This window comes from Arthrobacter sp. CG_A4 (assembly GCF_035985125.1).
Taxonomy (GTDB): domain Bacteria; phylum Actinomycetota; class Actinomycetes; order Actinomycetales; family Micrococcaceae; genus Arthrobacter.
In genome coordinates this window covers 25,726-43,186 of the sequence record NZ_JAXCID010000036.1, presented here as the reverse complement: position 1 = coordinate 43,186, position 17,461 = coordinate 25,726, and the positions used below count along the sequence as shown (strand labels likewise).

Sequence of the window (17,461 nt, the reverse complement as noted above, 5' to 3'; positions counted from 1 at the left end):
GAGGCGCCCGGCCTTGTCGTAGGTGTAGGCGGTGGCTACGCCGGTGAGGTTGTTCTTCGTCCACTGGATCTTGGCCCGGTCCGCGGCCGTCGTGGTCGGGCAGGTCGGGGCGGTGGAGCCGGCGGAGTAGCAGTAGGACAGGTCGACGACGGTGGTGTTGTTCGTGTCGCCTTCCCCGGCTTTGGAGGTGACCCGGGTGATCCGGCCGGTACGGTCGTAATCGGTGTGGGTGTAGGCCTTCCAGCTGCTGCGGGACTGGGAGGCCTGCAGCCAGGTGTCGGTCCGGCGTCCACGGTCATCGGTGGCGACCGCGAGGGTCTTCTGCACCCCGGAGATCAGATAAGTCAATTCGGTCATGACCCCGGAGTCATCGAAAGCATAGGAGGTGGTCCCGCGGGTGTCGGTGGTGGAGACCAGATTCGAGGCCTTGTCGTAGGCGTAGGTGATGGTCCCGCCGCCAGCGGTGTTTTCCCGGGACTTCAGCCGCCCCATCTGGTCATAGCCGTAGGTGGTGGTCCCGGACCCGTCGACCCGGGTCTGGACCCGGCCGTTCGCGGTGTAGGTGTAGGAGACCGCGGGGGTCCCGTCGGAGAACGTGGTCTGGGCGAGCCGGCCGACCCCGTCGTAGGTGTAGGTCAGGGTGATGCCGCGACCGTCGGTCGCCGTCGCCGGGCGGGCCCAGACGTCGTAGGTGAAAGCCCGGGCCCCGAGTGAGGACCCGGTGACCGGAGTCAGGGACGTCAGTTCCTTGGTGGCGTTGTAGCCGTACTGGGTTTTGTTTGTGCCGTTCCCCGGTGCGAGGGCGGTCTTGGCCGTTCCGTCGAGGTTCACTTCGAGGGTGGCCGTCGCGGCGAGGGCGTCCGAGGAGCTCAGGGTGTTCCCGGCTCCGTTGTAGGTGTAAAGGGACTGGTTCCCGGCGTCGTTCGTGGAGGAGGTCGCCAGGTACTTGGTGTTCGCGGCGGTGTTGGCGTAGGCGCCCTGCCCGGCGGCGCCGCCCTGGGACGCCGACGCGGTGATCGATTCCCCGGTGTTCGCCCCGTACGTGTTCGTCGTCGTCCCGGAACCCGTTCCGGTGCCCTGGGAAGAGGTCAGGGTATCGAAGTCCCCCGTATAGGTCGCTGTGCGGGCCCGGCCCATCGCATCGGTCGCGGCGGTAACCCGCAGATCGCTGTTCAGTGTGTAGGTGGTGCGCGGGCCCGAGGCGACCGCGACGGCCGGATCGGTGTTCGGTCCGGCGACCAGGGTCTGGGTCGCGGACGGGTACGCCAGGCGGGTGACCGAATTCCCGGGCGAGCCCGGGGAGGTGTTCACCTTTTCGATCTGCACCACCCTGCCGGATGAATCGTAGCTCAGCATGGTGGCGCCTCCGGCCGGCGGAGTGATCGTGGTGAGACGGCCCCCGCTGGTGGTGAACGTGGTGATCTTCCCGGCCAGGTCCGTGAAGGAGGACAGGTTCCCGTAACCGTCAGGGCTGAACGACACCGACCGGGCCGCAGCCCCGCTCGTCTGGGAGAAGCCGATGAGGGTGTTTGAGAACGAGTGATAGGACAGGCGCGCGGACCTGGCCCCGGTCACGCCCTTCGTGGCGGTGATGTCGGTGATTTTTCCCGTCGCCGGGGCAAAGGTGGTGGTGTTGGCGTTCCGGTCAGTCATCGATTTCACCCGCCCGTCAGCATTGAAGCCCACCACCGTCGCCGTGGTCCGGGACGTGAGCGTGTAGGACCCGTCCGCCTTTTTCTCCAGGTCAGCTTTCGTGCCGGCCGGCGCCGTGAACGCCGTCGTGGACCCGGCGACCGGGGTGTACAGGGAGGAATACCCGTCCCCGCCGGTGTGGAGAACCCCGGAAGGCGTGGTGGACAAAGATCCGGCCCCGCCCAGGGACAGCGTCCAGCGGTTCGCGACGTCCGCCCCGGTGGTGTCGGTGGATTCTGAGTTGTAGACCACCCCGAGCGGTACCTCACCGGTGATCCCCGGCAGGGAAATGCCGGTGACGGAGAGCATCAGGTTTCCGGTCCCGACATCGACGCTGGCGGCGACCTGATCGCTGATACTGATCGGCAGCCGCGTCGCGCCCGGCCGGGACCCCAGGGCCCCGATCGTGGTCACCGCGCCGGGCGGTGCCCCGGGGATGGCCATCGGCACCAGAGCCAGGCCCGGGCCGGAGGAGCCGGCCACCAGGGCCAGTCCCAACCCCGAGGCGAGAGCGCCCCGGCATAACAAAGCCGGCAGCCTGTGGCCACCGGCAACCCGATTTAGACGTGACGGCAGACGCCGCTTTCCCCAACATGCATCGTAGCTCCCCAGCTGGAAACGAGTGTTGGCTCACGGTACGCCCGGGATATTTCCAATGTCTAGAGTTCCGGCCATAAATTTTTGTCACAGCACATCAGGTTATCTGTCACGGTGAATATTCAGGCGAATGCGGCGACTCCCGCCCCGCCGTGCCATGGGCCCGGACAAGGAAGCGATTTACCGCTGACCGGGGCTCAAATTGGATTGACATTCTCAGGCGGGCTTGGGCGGCGGGTGGAGTCGGTGGCTGACGCAAGGAGCTGAATCCGGGCCTCTCCCAGACGGGCTGAGCGCTGGCTACGAAGATCCCGGAACTACACCCGGGACGTTGGCATCGGGCATACCCAGTTGAAGCGATCTCGACGTGGTGGGCTGGTGCCCGCTGACCTCAACTGGTGATGCTCAGCGGCTTCATTGGCATGACACAGGATGCCCGCTGCAACGACACCGCAGCCCCAGCGGCACGGTTACTATCGGCGCGGTTGTTCCTGCCGGTGTCATCGCACCAGTCGATGTTGTAGGGGAAGGCCGTGACAGCCGCAGCGCCGGCGGCCGCTTGAGCCGTAACCTCAAAAGTGTAAGTAAATCCGCCGGCGTCATTCATCGGGGCCGTGGTGTTGACCACCTCGGCGCTTGCCGCATCCGTGACGGTCACCTGGATACGGGCGTTCACCCCATAGCGGGGATTGCAGCCAGAGTCCGGAGCCGTGACGGTCACGCTATCGCCCGCTTTCGCACTCGACGGGTTCACCGAAAAGGCGGGCGGGAGGCAGGGCGGTTCTCCGTTCCCCGCGGAGGAAGCACATCCCGAAGCAGCAGCTGCCAGGGCGGCAGTGACAGCGACCAGCGCTAAAGACCGCCGGCTGCGATCGAGATCCGGGTGCCTGAGGGGGGCCGTCATCTCCTCATTATTGGCGGGTCAGCACCGAACGGATTGCCTGCCCGGCATTCGTTCCCGAATCGTTGCCGCATCAGGAGGGCTCAGCCCAGAAGACGGCGCTCGTAGGCGAACGCCACCAGCTGGAGCCTGCTTCCGAGCCCCAGTCTGTCCAGCACACTCCTGAGGTGCGTCTTGACGGTGGCCTCGGAAACAAACAGGCTTTCGGCGATCTCGCCGTTGCCCAGGCCTTTGGCTGCCAGCAGGAATACGTCCCGTTCGCGGGCCGAGAGGACTTCGAGCACTGACAGGTCCGGCCCCGCGGAGGGCAGCGTCCTGGCTGCGTGCTGGAACAACGCCTGCACCGACCCTGGAGCGATCACGGAATATCCCGAGTACACGGTGCGGATGGCGGCCAGCACGAACTCCCTTTCCGCGCTCTTGAGCAGGTAGCCGCTGGCGCCGGCGTGCACAGCCTCGACGACGGCCTGGTCCCGGTTGAAGGTGGTCAGGGCGATGATCTTGGGCGCGGCCCTCCCGGATGCCGCCGCCTGCTGCACTATCCGCCGGGTCGCGGCGACGCCGTCGAGCACCGGCATACGCAGGTCCATCAGCATAACGTCGGGGTTGCGTTCGGCGGCGAGCGCAACTGCCTGTTCGCCGTCGGCGGCTTCCCCGGACATCTCCATATCCGCCTGGATTTCGACCAGCATCCGGATCCCGGCCCGGAACAGCGGCTGGTCATCGACAAGCGCCACGGAGATTCGCGCTCCGGCATCAACCACGGACGCCGGCTTCCACACGGGACCCGTCCGGGAGCACGGCGGATGGTCCGGCAGAAACCAGCTGCGACCCGGTGTCCTCGTCGGCGGTGCCCCCGGCGTCGGAAATCCCCGCCCCGTAGGGGATAAAGACGGTCACGCGGTAATGTTCGCCGTCCGGTCCGGCCGTCACCCAGCCGCCGGCAAGGTGCGCACGTTCCCGCATCCCGGCGAGGCCGCGGCCCACCCTTGGTTCGCCGGCGCTTTCCGGGCTGCCGGAACCGGCGGACGGCACCTCCGACGCCACATGCAGGGTCAGCGTTCGTCAGGCATTCCTGGACAATCCGGAACACCGCGAGCTGCTGTCCGGCGGAAAGCTCCACAGGCACCCCGGTTGCGCTGCGCTCGATGCTAAGGCTGTCCTGCATCCGTTCCACCAGCGGTTCGACATCACTGAGCCGTGGCTGGGGCGTGACGAGGCCGTCGTCCCGGACGCCCTCGATGACGCGCTGCGCGCCCACCAGGGCACTCCGGGCCGACGTCGCAATGTTCTCCAGGGCGTTCAACACGGCTTTCGGCTGGTCCTTGCTCAGGTAGCGGGTGCCATCGGCCTGCGCCGCAATCACAGCGAGGGAGTGCGCCAGGACATCGTGGAGGTCGCGGGCTATCCGGGTTCGTTCCTGCTCTATGATCAGGTCCACTTCGGTTTCCTTCAGGCTGCTCTGCGCAAGGCTCCGGGCACGGAACAGGCTGCCGCGTTCCTGGTACAGGGCCAGAAGCAGGCCGACGGCGGCGCAGGAGGCGGCGATGAAGGCAAGCAGGGCGAAAAGCTGCCAGCCGTACTTGACCAACGTGTAGCGGTCACCGGCGTAAGTGGCCCCACACCCACCGAGGCCGTTGCTGTACCGCCAGGAGAGCATCATCAGGGTCATGACTGCTGCGAAGGCTACGTTGGCCCCCGCGGCCACCAGCCGCGTCCTGTGGCCCGCCGTCCACTGAATGAAGCCGAGGGCAATGAAGGAGCCGAGGTAAATCGCCCAGTCATTGCTATACATCGCGGGAATGACGTGCACAAGCTGGCCCGCGAGCAGGGCAACCGTGAATCCGAGGGACACATATGGCTTCCAGCCCGCCGAGGCGATTGCGGCCGTCATTATCAGCAGCGGCCAGGTCCCTATCCACGGCAGAGGGCCCGGCTTCGTCAATTCCTGTCCAGCTCAACCTCAAAGCCAGAAGATTCATCCTTTGGGCCAATCCGCCGGGTGACTTTCTTATAGGGGCCGTCCGGCGGCATCCGTTCCCGCACCTGACAGAATGGCCCTATGGACGTCGCTCTCGGACTGCTGGTACTCGTTGCGGTGGTCTGCGCGGGCAGCGCACTGGGCCGGAAAATCAACGTCTCCGTCCCGCTGCTGCTCGTGCTGGCCGGCGTCGCCGGTTCCTTCCTGCCTTTCGTCCCCCGGATCGAGCTGAATCCCGAACTCGTCCTGGTGGGCCTGCTCCCGCCGCTGCTCTACGCCGCGGCGCTGAAGACCTCGCTCTTCGATTTCGGCTCGAACCGCCGTTCCATTGGACTGCTGTCGGTGGGCTATGTCATCTTCGGCACGGTGGGTATCGGCTTTGTCGTCTGGTGGCTGTTTCCGGAAATCCCGCTGGCCGCAGCCATCGCCCTCGGCGCGGTCGTCGCGCCCCCCGACGCCGTCGCGGCAACCGCCATCGCCCGGAAAGTGGGGATGCCCCGCAGAATCGTCAGCATCCTCGAAGGCGAGTCCCTGGTCAACGACGCGACCGCCCTGGTCTGCCTCCGCGCTGCCATCGCCGCCATCGGCGGAACCGTCTCTGCCGCCGACATCGCCGGCGGTTTCCTGGTGGCGGCCGGTGGCGGCCTGGTGGTGGGCCTTGCGGCCGCCTATGTACTGACCGAGCTCCGCAAGCGGATCCGCAGCGTTGCCATCAACACCTCGACGTCGCTGATGGCGCCCTTCCTGGCGTATCTGCCTGCCGAGGCCATCCACGCGTCCGGTGTCCTCGCCGTCGTCGTCACCGGCCTGGTGATGGGAACGAAGGCGCCGTCCATGCCCAACGGCGCCGCGCGGCTGAGCCAGCGCAGCAACTGGACCACGGTGCAGTTCCTGCTGGAGAATTCCGTGTTCCTGCTGATCGGGCTGCAGGTCCGGACCATCATCGAAGGCGTCCAGGGGGATTCGCTGGGGTCGGCCCGGATCTGGGCCGGCTGCGCCGTGATCCTGCTGGCCGTGCTGCTGCTCCGGCCGCTCTGGGTGTTCCCCGCAACCTACCTGCCGCGGCTGATCCCGTCCGTCCAGCGGAACGACCCGGCGCCGCCGTGGCAATTCCCGGCCATCGTGTCCTGGGCGGGAATGCGCGGTGTGGTGACCCTTGCCGCGGTGCTGGTGTTGCCGGCGGATTTGGAACACCGTTCCGTGCTGGTCCTCGCGGCCATGGTGGTGGTGGGCGGAACCCTGGCGCTGCAGGGCTTCACGCTTCCGGCGCTGGTCCGGCTGCTGCGCGTCCAGGGACCGGACCCGCGCGAGGACGCCCTCAACCAGGCGTCGCTGATGCAGCAGGCCACGGCGGCGGGCGTCGAGCGGCTGCAGGAGCTGCGCACCGCGAGCGATCCGCCCGAAGTCATGGCGATGCTGAAGCGGAGGACGCAGGAACGCGGACTCGCGGCCTGGGAACGCCTCGGCCGTCCCTCGACGGAGGCGTCGACCCCCAGCCAGCGCTACGCCCAACTGCGGCTGGCGATGCTGGACGCGGAGCGGGCGAAGGTGCTGGAGCTGCGGCGCGGAGGCGAGTACGCGCACGAGGTCCTCAGCGAAGTGCTGGACCGGCTGGATGTTGAAGAGTCCATGCTGGAGGCATCGCTGGAGGAGCTGGAAACCTCCGACGGCGGCGGCGAGCGCGCTGCCCGGCCGGGCGGGATCTGTGAGCATCTGGACTCCGCGTCCTCCCCGGCAGTCCCCCCTGACGCCTACTGCGCGGATTGCGCCAGGGAAGGGACGACGCCGGTCCACCTCAGGATGTGCCTGGCGTGCGGGAACGTGGGCTGCTGCGATTCCTCGCCCGGTACCCATGCGTCCAAGCACTTCGACGCGACCCGCCACCCGGTCATGCGGAGCGCCGAACCCGGCGAGGACTGGCGCTGGTGCTACGAGGACGATGTGCTGGGGTGACGGGGTGGCGGAGCGCGGGGTGACGGCGTGCGTTTCCCGTTCGGATGATCCGGCGCAAACCTTGCACCGCACAGCCGCGTCCGCGCGCATATCCGGCCTCGAGGGGTCGCGCGTACCCTCGAGGTGTGGACATTGTTGACTTCCTGTCCCAGCGCATCACCGAAGATGAGGCTGCGGCGCGGACGCTCCTGGGCGACAGATCCGTCTCGATTTCGGGCGAATGGTACGAACGCCGCCTGCTGCTGGAGTGCGAGGCCAAAAGGCGGCTGATCGGCATCGTCGAATCCGCGCGCCAGGCTGCCCTGACGGCAATGGTCAGCGAGCCCGCCGGGGAGCGGCCGCTGATCCCGGAGTCGATCGAGTGGATGGCACACTCGCTGAACGCCGTGGCCTTGCCCTACTTTGAGCACCCGGATTTCAATCAGGATTGGCTGCGGCTCTGAGTTCCGCCGGCCCGCGGACCGTATTCGCAGAAATATCTGCGTCCGGCCCGGTGTTGGCCCGGACATGACAACAATCGGAATCATCGGTGCAGGAAACATTGGCAGCCAGCTCGCACGCAAGGCGGTGCAGCTCGGCTACGACGTCGTGATCAGCAACTCCCGGGGACCGGAAACCCTCACGGAACTCGTCGCGGAGGTGGGGCAGCAGGCCCGGGCCGCGACGCCGGCCGAGGCGGCAGCGGCCGGCGATTTCGCCGTCGTCACCGTCCCGCTCAAGAACATCGGCGAGGTCCCGGTGGAGCCGCTGGCCGGCAAAATCGTCGTCGACACGAACAACTACTACTGGGAACGGGACGGCCGATTCCCGGCCCTGGACGACGGCGAGGCCACCACCTCCGGGCTGTTGCAGGAGCATCTGCCCGCGTCCAAGGTGGGTAAGGGCTTCAACCACATCATGTCCACGCAGATCACCACGGACGGGACGCCGGCCGGCACAGACAACCGGCGTGCGCTGGCCACGGCCAGCGACTACCCGGAGGCGGCGGAGCTGGTGACCAGGCTGTACGACGAGTTCGGCTTCGACACCGTCAACATCGGCCCGCTGTCCGAGAGCTGGCGGGTGGAGCGCGACCGCCCGGCCTACGTCGTGCGGCAGAATGCCGCAGAGCTCACCGAGAACCTGGCCCGGGCCCCGCGCACCGTCTGAGGACGCACCGGACGCGTCAGAGCCTCGGGAGCACCTGTTCCCGGACCTGCCTGCGCAGGATCTTGCCGAGCATCGAGCGCGGCATGTCCGCGATGGCGACGATCCGCTTGGGGACCTTGTAGCCGGCGAGGTGCTCGCGGCAGTGCTCGCGGAGGGCGTCCTCGTGCAGGGTGCTGCCCGGTTCGAGCTCGACGGCGGCGACCACCATCTCGCCGCCGCGTTCGAGCGGCTGGCCGACGACAGCGGCGTCCCTGACGTCGGCGTGCAGCCGCAGCACCGTCTCCACTTCGGTGGGCGCGACGTTGAAGCCGCCGGAGATGATGAGCTCCTTGGCGCGGTCCACGATGGTGGTGAAGCCGTCCGGATCCACGGTCACCACATCACCGGTGCGCAGCCAGCCGTCTGGCGTGAGGGTCTTCGCGGTTTCCTCCGGGTTGTTCCAGTAGCCCTGGAAGACCTGCGGGCCCTTCAGCAGCAGCTCCCCCGGCTGGCCCGGCGGCACCTCGGCCGCGGGATCGTGCAGGTCCACCACCCTCATCAGGGTCGAGGGAAACGGCACGCCGATGGTGCCGTTGCGGCGGGTGGGGTGAAACGGGTTTCCCAGCGCCACGGGAGAGGATTCGGTCATGCCGTAGCCCTCCACGAGCAGGCCGCCGGACACCGATTCCCAGAGCTCCACCACATGGTCTGGCAGGTTCATGGCGCCGGAGATGCAGTACTTGCAGGAGCGCAGCGAGATGCCCTTCTCCTTGGCGGCCATCGCGGTGCGCTCGTAGATCGGCGGGACCGCGCAGTAGACGGTTGCGGGCGACTTCTTCATCGCCGCCAGCACCAGGTCCGGATCGAATTTGGGGAAGAGGACCAGCAGCCCCTGCTTGCGGATGCCGTAGGTGAGGTAGAGCGTCATACCGAAGCCGTGGAACATCGGCAGGATTGCGTAGAAAATCTCCTTGCGGTACTCCGCGCCCGCCATCCAGGCCTCGCCCTGCAGGGCGTTGGAATACAGGTTGAAGTGGGTCAGCATGGCACCCTTGGGCCGGCCCGTGGTGCCCGAGGTGTACTGGATGGCGGCGAGGTCATTCACCGCAGGACGCGGGTGTTCGGGGTCGATCGGGCCGTGGCTCAGGAGCCTCTTCCACGAAATGGTTCCCGGCGCGGGGCCGGTCAGCGCCTCGCGGGACTCGCGCAGTTTCTTCACCGGCAGGTGCAAGGCGAGCCGCTTGACGGCCGGGAAGGCCTCGAGGAGATTGACGGACACGACGTGGTCGATCTCGATATCGGACGGGAACTGCCGGAGGGCTGCCGCCGCCTTGTCCCAGACAATCGCGATACGCGCCTGGTGGTCTTCGAACTGGTGGCGGAGTTCCCTGGAGGTGTACAGCGGGTTGTGTTCGACGACGACGGCGCCGAGGCGCAGCACCGCGTAGAAGGCGACCACGTGCTGCGGGCAGTTCGGCAGGATGAGGGCCACCCGGTCCCCGGCGCGGACGCCCAGCCGGCGCAGGCCCTCGGCGGCCCGGTCGATCTGCCCGCCGAGCTCTGTGTAGCTGGTCCGGCGGCCGAAGAATTCCAGCGCGGGGGCAGCGCCGGCCTCCGCCACGGACCGCTCCAGCATCGCGACAAGGGACTCTGTGGGCAGATCGATTTCGGCCGGGACACCCGGCTGGTAGTTCTTCAGCCAGGGCTGCTGGTCTGTATTCGGCATAGTCTCATCTTGCCGTGAAGTCCCATCTCCGGCGAAATGCCCGGGCCCGGGCGGCCGGACGGGACCCCGGTGCGGATCGGAGGGTTCCCGCACCGGAGAGCGTCACTCGTCGCCGGTGTCCTGCGCTTCCAGGTGTTTCGCCATGGCCTCGCAGGCCTGGTTCCACCGTGTGGTGAGGGCCTGCCGGCTCAGCGGCTCGAACATGCTGTCCAAGACCTTCTCGACTGCATCGTATGCGGCGTCCCGAACCCGTTCCTGCGCCGCCGGGCTGTAGTAGTTCATAACAGGAATTCGCCGCTGAGGAAACAGAAGATGGCCCGGGTTGCCGGCTTTCCCTGCCCACTGATCCGGGGCACAGCCGTCCCTCGCACCGGACCACGCCGCAAAGTAAGGCCATAAGACCTTAGCCCGCTGCGCCGTCGCGGAATATGCTTAGATTTGGTCCTCCAGTTTCACGGACTTTATTCGCTTAAAACATTCCTCCCACTCGATGTGTTCTGTGCCGGGAATGCCCTCCAGTGCATCACTGATCACTTGTGCATCAATTGACGGAGCTGACATGGGCAGTGTTGGTTTGCTTTACGTAGGTGCGGTTCTGTTTGTCAACGGGCTGATGCTCTTGGGGGTCATCCCGGGCAAGTCAGCCGCCATCCTCAATTTTTTTGTGGGAACCATGCAAGTGGTTTTCCCCACGATCATCATCCTCCAGGCGAATGGCGATCTCTCTGTCATTTTCGGCGCGGCCGGGCTCTACCTTTTCGGCTTCACCTACCTGTATGTCGGCGTCCTGCAGATGACAGGGATCAGCGGCGAAGGCCTCGGATGGTTTTCGGTGTTCGTCGCCGCCTGCGCCGTCGTCATCGGGGTCCTGCAGTTCACCCTCGTGGGCGACCCTGTGTTTGGCGTCATCTGGTTCGTGTGGGCAGTGCTGTGGTTCATGTTCTTCCTCCTTCTCGGGTTGAACAAGACGTCACTGACCAAAATGACGGGCTGGTTCACGGTGTTCATCAGCCACCTGACGGGCACCATTCCAGCGTTCTTCCTGCTGCTCGGCCGCTACGAGACCAACAATGGCTACGCGGCCCTGGTAGCGGCGGTGGCGGCGTTCGCGCTGGCGGCAGCCTACGTCCTTGGCCGCAAGTCGATGCGCAGCAGCACCCAGCCCGGCCAGGTCACCAGCGTCACCCGGCCCGCCTGATACTGCTTCACAGCGAATAGAGAGGAACCGATCCGTGGCCACCTATGAGTACCGCTGCTCCGATGGCTCGCTTTTCGAGGAAACCCATCCGATGGGGAAGGCCCCGGACGCCGTGCCCTGCCCCTCGTGCGGTGCACCATCCCGCCGGCTCATCAGCGCGCCGCACTTTTCCAAGGCCGGATCCCAGGCTTTCCGGCTCATCGACGCCACCAAACGCAGTGCAGCCGAACCCGACGTCGTAACGTCCCGGCTCCCCGGAACGCCCCGACGGCTCCAGCCATACTCATCCAACCCGTTACATCGGAAACTGCCGCGGCCATAAGCATCGCGGAAGCGGCGCCCAGTCAAAGGAGACGAAATGCCCGCAAAGATATTTACCCTTGACTCCGCCAGGAAGTTCGAGGACCAGGAAAAGATCGGCCACAACCGGTGGCACCCTGAAATTCCACCCGTCGCCACGGTTAAACCGGGGGACTCGTTCCGGGTGGACTGCCGGGAATGGTTTGACGGGGCCATCGTCAACGACGACTCTGCCGAGGACGTCCTCAACGCCCCGCTGCTGACCGTCCACAAACTCAGCGGACCATTCGCCGTCGAAGGCGCCAAACCCGGCGATCTGCTGGTGGTCGACATTCTGGACGTCGGCCCCATCCCGCAGGAGGACTCCGGGCCGCTTGCCGGACAGGGCTGGGGCTACACCGGCATCTTCGCCACCAGCAACGGCGGCGGCTTCCTCACCGAGCAGTTTCCCGACGCCTACAAGGCCATCTGGGACTTCAACGGCCAAGTCACCTCGTCGCGGCACGTACCGGGAGTGTCCTTCACCGGACTGATCCACCCCGGGCTGATGGGCACAGCGCCCTCGGCCCAATTACTCGCGAAATGGAACAAACGCGAAGGGGACCTCATCGCCACCAACCCCAATCGTGTTCCGCCGCTGGCACTGCCGCCCGAGGCCGAACACGCGGTCCTTGGACACTTGGCGGCCTCGGAATTCGGCAGGGTGGCCGGGGAAGCGGCCAGGACCGCGCCCCCGCGGGAAAACGGCGGGAACCAGGACATAAAAAACATGTCCAAAGGAACACGAATTTTCTACCCCGTCTTCGTCGACGGCGCCAACCTGTCCCTGGGAGACCTCCACTTCTCCCAGGGGGACGGGGAGATTACGTTCTGCGGGGCGATCGAGATGGGCGGATTCATCGATCTGAGAGTCGACCTCATCAAGGGCGGCATGGACACGTACGGCGTGAGCGAAAATGCCATCTTCATGCCCGGGACCGTCGACCCGCAGTTCAGTCAATGGCTGGCATTTTCCGGCACCTCGGTGACCCTGGACGGCGAGCAGCGGTATCTCGACTCGCACCTTTCCTACCAGCGGGCCTGCCTCCATGCCATCGATTACCTGAGCAAGTTCGGCTACAGCAGGGAACAGGCCTACATCATCCTGGGCGCCGTCCCCATTGAAGGGCGTCTCTCCGGCGTGGTGGATATCCCGAACTCCTGCTCCACCGTCTACATCCCCACTGCCGTCTTCGACTTCGATGTGCGGCCCTCGGCGGCCGGTCCCCACCAGGTCGATCCGAGCATAGGAGTCCCCAGGGCCAGCAACCGATGAGCCGGCGCTGAGCCGCAGCACTGACCGCCCACCAGCCAGGGGTCGCCCGGACGGCATGTTGCCGGGCGGGCGCCCCCTCCGTGGTGATGCGCCGGCGCTGAGGCGCACGGGCACTTTGGCCGCGCTGCCGAGGGCATAGTCGGCGCTGGTTTCGTAGGGTAGGCTCGGGCCATCACTTGGGGGGTGGGGTAGTTGGCCGGAGCGCGGCAAGGGTCCAGGATTCTGCGGAAATGGCGGGCCGGGTCCCGGCTCGAACTGGCGATGTGGGCGGCGGTGTCCGCCTACGTGGTGGGCCTGTTCATCCCCGGCAGTGACGCCACCGCGTTCGTGAACAACTGGCTGAGCCCCCTCGCCATGTGGATGACGGCTGCGGTGTGCTGGGCAGCGGTCCATCGAAACGGCTGGAAGAGCCGGCCAGCGCTATTTGCGGCCTTGGCCGTGACGTCGTTCGCTGCGGGTGACCATTACTACACGCTGGCCCAGGCGCTGAGCGGCACGGAGCCTTTCCCAAGCGTGGCCGATATTGGCTACCTCGGCTTCTACCCGTTTATTTTCCTCGCTCTTGCCGCGATGGTGCGGCAGCAGACACGCCGATTGTCGTGGGCTGCGGTCCTGGATGCGGCCGTTGCCTCGCTCGCAGCAGCGGCCCCACTGGCGATCCTGCTTGATCCCATCTTCGTGTCGACGGCAGGGCAGCCGCTGTCGCCCGGCACCATGATTTCAGCCGCGTACCCGGTGCTTGACTGGCTCCTTGTGGCAGCCGTTGCGGGAATGGCAGCGGCCCCGGACCTGAGGATCGGTCACCGGGTGACGGCGCTGGTGCTCGGGTTGATGGTCTTTGCCGTCTGCGACGTGCTGTTCGCCTACCTGGCCAGTGACGGATCCTATGTACTGGGGACTCCGCTGGACGCCGGCTGGGCCGTCGGGCTGGCGCTGACGGCGGTCTGGGTTGGTCGCTCAGAGGACAGTTCCGTTGCCGAGAAACCACGGACCCGCACCCGCACCCTGGCGATTTCAACGGCGGCAACACTCACCGGGTTGGCGGTATTGACTGCGGGCACGCAGGTTCCGGTGTCCCTGCCCGCCGTCATATTGTCCTGCCTGGCGCTCGCCGCTGCCGCCGCCCGCACCCAGGTGGCGTTCCAGGAATTGTTGACGACGGCGGATCTGCGGCGCCAGTCCCGGACCGACCACCTCACGGGACTGCTCAACCGGCGGGCTTTCCATGCGGACTTCCCGGTGCGCCTGGACGCAGCGGCCGGAGGGCACGGCGCACTGGCGTTACTCGATCTCGACAGATTCAAGGAGGTCAACGACGGCCTGGGCCACGGGACCGGAGACCTGTTGCTGGCGGAGGTGGGCCGGCGGCTTAGCCAGCTTCTGCGCACTGAGGATCTGTTGGCGCGGATCGGCGGGGACGAGTTCGCTGTTTTCCTGCCGGATGCGACCCTTGAGGAGGCCTGCTCGGTGGCAGGCAGGATACGTGCGGCCATTGTGGAGCCCATCACCCTGGGCGGAATAGCGCTGCGCACAGATGTGAGCATAGGAATCGCGCTCGCCCCGGCGCACGGCCAGGAGCTCGGCGTGCTGATGCGGAAGGCGGACCTGGCCATGTACAAGGCGAAGTCGACCCGCAGCGGACACCATGTGTACCAGTTGTCCGACGATCCCCACAGTGCCGAAAAACTCCGCGATCTGGAAGAACTCCGCGCCGCGATCAACACCGATCAGCTGGTGCTGCATTTCCAGCCGAAGATTAACCTCGGCACCGGGGACATGGCCGGCGTCGAGGCGCTGGTGCGGTGGGACCGCCCCGGCCGGGGCTTGCTCTACCCCGGCCATTTCCTGCCCCTGATCGAGGAAGCCGGGCTCATGCCGGAGCTGACAGACCAGGTGATCACGCTGGCCCTGGACCAGGCGCGTGTGTGGGGCGAGGACGGCCTCACGTTCCCGGTGGCGGTGAACGTCTCAGCCGGCGCCCTCGCCGACTACGAGCTGCCGGTCCGCGTCGCTGCCATGATCGCCTCACATGGCCTTACGGCTGACAGGCTGATAATCGAAATCACCGAAGAGTGCCTGGTAGCAGACCCGGGCCGTGCATGCGCTGTACTGACCAGGCTTCGGCAGGCTGGAGTCCGGATCTCAGTGGACGACTTCGGAACCGGGTACAGCTCGCTCGCCTATTTGAGGGATCTGCCGCTCGATGAACTCAAACTCGACCGGTCCTTCGTGGCCGGGATGGGCGACAGTCCCCGTGCCGCCAACCTCGTGAAATCCATCATGCCCTGGCCCACGGCCAGGGCATGAGCGTGGTCGCCGAAGGGGTCGAGGACAGTCAAACGCTCGCCCAACTGGCAGATCACGGGTGCGATCTGGCGCAGGGATATTGCGTGGGCCGGCCCGGCCCCGTCGCGGCGCTGGATGTGTGGCTGGCCGACCGCACCGGCAGAAGCGGTCCGGTTGGGCCGACGGCGGCACTGGAAACCACTGAGACCGCCAGCATCTCGGGTTGAAACTTCCGGCCACGCCAGCCCGGGTGCTAGGCCAGAACGTGAAGAGAACCGCAAGCGCCGAGCCGATAGGTTCCCGGGCGGCCACCGACTGCCGTGATCGAGACCGGGCTTTCTTGCGCGGTACGATCCGTTGTTGGAAACCAGGGTCGACCTGGCGTCACGACGATCAGCAAGCCGTCGGCGTCTCCGATTGGCCTGAAGGTGCTTCCGGCCGCATCGCCATACGGAGCAACGTCGGCGTCATCGATGAGAGTTGCCGCCACGGGGGGCACATCGGCTGCGGCGACCCCGACTTCGCTGACGCAGAGGAGGTCAGTACTCGTGAAAGGGCCGGCCGTGGCGTTGTCGAGATCGCGCCGAATGATCAACTCGAGAACCGACCGGTCGTGGCCCGTGAAGTAGAGACTGCGTGCATTCCATGCCGGCGAGCATTCGAATTCGTCCGCGTCGGATGTGCCGAGCAGCACTGCCCTCTGCTGTATCCAGGTCTTTGCTCTGTCGAACTTGTTGGACGGAACTGTAATCGCGAAGTGGTGGTCCCCTTCAGCTGCGGGGTCCTCGACGAGGACCAGCCGAGTCGCCCCTATCGTCACGGACACGGCGTTTGGCGCGCGGTCGACGCCGACGCCGAGAACACTCGCGTAGAAGTCTGCGGCTCCACGAGCGTTCCGGACCCTGGCTGACACCTTGGTAATCTTCATACCCCTCAGCCAAGCGGCTCAAGCTAACTTGAAGTCAAGCGGCCGCTGACGAACCGTGTCGGTCTCCGCGGCATAGGCGCCGCCTAAGATGCCCGTACTTTCTAGTGAACACTTTGCTCAGTGCCACCGATGCGGACCAGTTCTTCTTGAAGAATTTCAATCGCCCATACGTTGTCGCGCTCGGATGCTTCAATGAGCAGATGGATGGCCAGTCCGTCGATGAGCGCGTGCAAACGGCGTGCACTACGAACGAGTGCTGGGTCGCGTGGCCTGCCGGCGAGCATCTCGGCTATCTGGAGGCAGGCGTCCCCCAACCCTCGATATGCGTGGTCTCTGATTGAAGTGAGTTCCGGCAGGGCCGGACTTTCTGCAATCAGCGCAATGTTGACTTCAAGTTCAGCGCGGGTATCTGGCTCAAGGGGCAGGAAGTGCTTCACGATTTCCAGCGCATGCTCCACTTTGCTCGGGTATCCGGGGGCGGCACGCACCCGCTCGGTTGCGCGCTGGACCATCAACTCGGCCGAGAAAACCAGCAACTCAGCGCGGGTGGGAAACACGTGACGCAGGGAGCCAACAACCACTCCGGCCTGCTGCGCAACCGTTCGCACCGAAACGGCACTGATCCCTTTGTCGATGATGACCTGCCAAACCGCTTCAGCGAGCTCCACCTTGCGGGCGTCCCGATCGATAGTCCTTGCCATAGAACGAATCTAGCACGAGCGTGCTAGAGTCTCGCTAAAGCACACTCGTATTAACGGAAGGCGCGCGTGATTCTCGCCATTATTGTCGGCTGCGAGATCGGCTTCTGGGTCCTGATTGTCCTCGGTCTGATTGCGCGATACGTATTGCGGCTGAAAAGGACCGGAGTGGTCCTGCTCGCTATCACCCCGGTGGTTGACCTCATTCTTCTCGCTGCGACAGTTATCGACATGATGGCTGGAGCGATGGCGACGCTCTTTCACGGTATTGCCGCCATCTACCTCGGCGTCTCCGTGGCGTACGGGCACAAGATGATCAGCTGGGCGGACATCCGGTTTGCTCACAAGTTCGCAGCGGGACCGGCTCCGGTCAAGAAATACGGGCGAGCGTACGCGGGCGAGTGCTGGAAAGATGTCGCCCGCACAACGCTCGCCGTCGTGATTGCGGCCGGCATCCTGTGGCTGATTACGTCTCTCGTTGATGACGTGTCGAGAACCAGTGCTCTGAGCGGCCTATATGGGATCCTCGGTCTCATCGTCGCAGCCGAGTTGCTCTGGGCGCTCGGCTACACCCTCTGGCCCAAGGCCGAGTCGGCACCGAAGCCCGCATAGCAAGACCATCGGCTGGGGGTCTTCCGCGACGTCACGACCCGCGGACTCACCGGTGTGAAGCTGGTGATCTCCGGTGCCCCGGCCGGATCCTCTGCGTGGAGATACACCGGCTCGGCGCTCAAGCTGACTTGAGGTCAAGCGCGAGG

At 65.9% G+C, this 17,461-nt stretch carries 17 protein-coding genes; 9 read left to right on the top strand and 8 right to left on the bottom strand.

Annotated features, from left to right (window positions below; all coding sequences use genetic code 11):
- The 4 genes from RCH07_RS14590 to RCH07_RS14575 all read right to left on the bottom strand — a co-directional run.
- On the bottom strand, positions 1 to 2,175 hold a 2,175-nt coding region (locus RCH07_RS14590), incomplete at its 3' end, for a hypothetical protein (RefSeq protein ID WP_326968202.1).
- Positions 2,176 to 2,680: 505 nt separating this feature from the next.
- A complete protein-coding gene (locus RCH07_RS14585) occupies positions 2,681 to 2,965 on the bottom strand; it encodes a hypothetical protein (RefSeq protein ID WP_326968201.1) in 285 nt (94 codons plus the stop codon).
- A gap of 308 nt (positions 2,966 to 3,273) precedes the next feature.
- Positions 3,274 to 3,882, bottom strand: a complete 609-nt coding sequence (locus RCH07_RS14580; protein WP_326968200.1) for a response regulator transcription factor — start codon at positions 3,880 to 3,882, stop codon at positions 3,274 to 3,276.
- A complete protein-coding gene (locus tag RCH07_RS14575) occupies positions 3,780 to 5,084 on the bottom strand; it encodes a sensor histidine kinase (RefSeq protein ID WP_326968199.1) in 1,305 nt (434 codons plus the stop codon). Before RCH07_RS14575 ends, RCH07_RS14580 begins: the two co-directional genes overlap by 103 nt.
- 168 nt (positions 5,085 to 5,252) lie before the next feature.
- On the opposite strand from RCH07_RS14575, the gene RCH07_RS14570 reads away from it, so the two are divergent.
- The 3 genes from RCH07_RS14570 to RCH07_RS14560 all read left to right on the top strand — a co-directional run bounded on the left by RCH07_RS14570 (position 5,253) and on the right by RCH07_RS14560 (position 8,273).
- On the top strand, positions 5,253 to 7,124 hold the full coding sequence (locus RCH07_RS14570) for a Na+/H+ antiporter (protein ID WP_326968198.1): 1,872 nt from the start codon (positions 5,253 to 5,255) through the stop codon (positions 7,122 to 7,124).
- A gap of 125 nt (positions 7,125 to 7,249) precedes the next feature.
- Entirely contained in the window at positions 7,250 to 7,567 is a 318-nt protein-coding gene (locus RCH07_RS14565) for a DUF6221 family protein (RefSeq protein WP_326968197.1), read from the top strand.
- 64 nt (positions 7,568 to 7,631) lie between these two features.
- Positions 7,632 to 8,273 carry an NADPH-dependent F420 reductase gene (locus RCH07_RS14560; protein WP_326968196.1) on the top strand — a complete coding sequence of 214 codons (642 nt, stop codon included), beginning with the start codon at positions 7,632 to 7,634 and terminating at the stop codon, positions 8,271 to 8,273.
- Between the two features lie 16 nt (positions 8,274 to 8,289).
- On the opposite strand, the gene RCH07_RS14555 is transcribed toward RCH07_RS14560, so the two are convergent.
- Both RCH07_RS14555 and RCH07_RS14550 read right to left on the bottom strand, forming a co-directional pair.
- Positions 8,290 to 9,978, bottom strand: coding sequence for a long-chain-fatty-acid--CoA ligase (locus RCH07_RS14555; RefSeq protein WP_326968195.1), 1,689 nt, complete (start codon positions 9,976 to 9,978; stop codon positions 8,290 to 8,292).
- A 102-nt stretch (positions 9,979 to 10,080) separates the two neighbouring features.
- Entirely contained in the window at positions 10,081 to 10,260 is a 180-nt protein-coding gene (locus RCH07_RS14550) for a hypothetical protein (RefSeq protein ID WP_326968194.1), read from the bottom strand.
- Between the two features lie 277 nt (positions 10,261 to 10,537).
- Here RCH07_RS14550 and RCH07_RS14545 point away from each other — a divergent pair, with 277 nt between their 5' ends.
- The 5 genes from RCH07_RS14545 (at position 10,538) to RCH07_RS14525 (ending at position 15,304) form a co-directional block, all read left to right on the top strand.
- Positions 10,538 to 11,176 (top strand): AmiS/UreI family transporter, encoded by a 639-nt coding sequence (locus RCH07_RS14545; protein WP_326968193.1) that lies wholly within the window; start codon positions 10,538 to 10,540, stop codon positions 11,174 to 11,176.
- A gap of 34 nt (positions 11,177 to 11,210) precedes the next feature.
- Entirely contained in the window at positions 11,211 to 11,498 is a 288-nt protein-coding gene (locus RCH07_RS14540; protein WP_326968192.1) for an FmdB family zinc ribbon protein, read from the top strand.
- 36 nt (positions 11,499 to 11,534) lie between these two features.
- Positions 11,535 to 12,791, top strand: coding sequence for a formamidase (fmdA, locus tag RCH07_RS14535; RefSeq protein WP_326968190.1), 1,257 nt, complete (start codon positions 11,535 to 11,537; stop codon positions 12,789 to 12,791).
- Between the two features lie 192 nt (positions 12,792 to 12,983).
- Positions 12,984 to 15,098 carry a putative bifunctional diguanylate cyclase/phosphodiesterase gene (locus RCH07_RS14530; RefSeq protein ID WP_326968189.1) on the top strand — a complete coding sequence of 705 codons (2,115 nt, stop codon included), beginning with the start codon at positions 12,984 to 12,986 and terminating at the stop codon, positions 15,096 to 15,098.
- Positions 15,095 to 15,304 (top strand): EAL domain-containing protein, encoded by a 210-nt coding sequence (locus RCH07_RS14525; RefSeq protein ID WP_326968188.1) that lies wholly within the window; start codon positions 15,095 to 15,097, stop codon positions 15,302 to 15,304. The genes RCH07_RS14530 and RCH07_RS14525 overlap by 4 nt, the downstream gene beginning before the upstream one ends.
- Positions 15,305 to 15,330: 26 nt before the next feature.
- Here RCH07_RS14525 and RCH07_RS14520 read toward each other — a convergent pair whose 3' ends face one another.
- The gene (locus RCH07_RS14520) at positions 15,331 to 16,005 is read right to left on the bottom strand and encodes a VOC family protein (protein ID WP_326968186.1); all 675 of its coding nucleotides are present in this window, start codon (positions 16,003 to 16,005) and stop codon (positions 15,331 to 15,333) included.
- A gap of 101 nt (positions 16,006 to 16,106) precedes the next feature.
- Positions 16,107 to 16,706, bottom strand: a complete 600-nt coding sequence (locus RCH07_RS14515; protein ID WP_326968185.1) for a TetR/AcrR family transcriptional regulator — start codon at positions 16,704 to 16,706, stop codon at positions 16,107 to 16,109.
- 66 nt (positions 16,707 to 16,772) lie between these two features.
- Here RCH07_RS14515 and RCH07_RS14510 point away from each other — a divergent pair, with 66 nt between their 5' ends.
- Positions 16,773 to 17,315: a hypothetical protein gene (locus RCH07_RS14510; RefSeq protein ID WP_326968184.1), complete on the top strand. Its 543-nt coding sequence runs from the start codon at positions 16,773 to 16,775 to the stop codon at positions 17,313 to 17,315.
- Positions 17,316 to 17,461 lie beyond the last annotated feature (146 nt).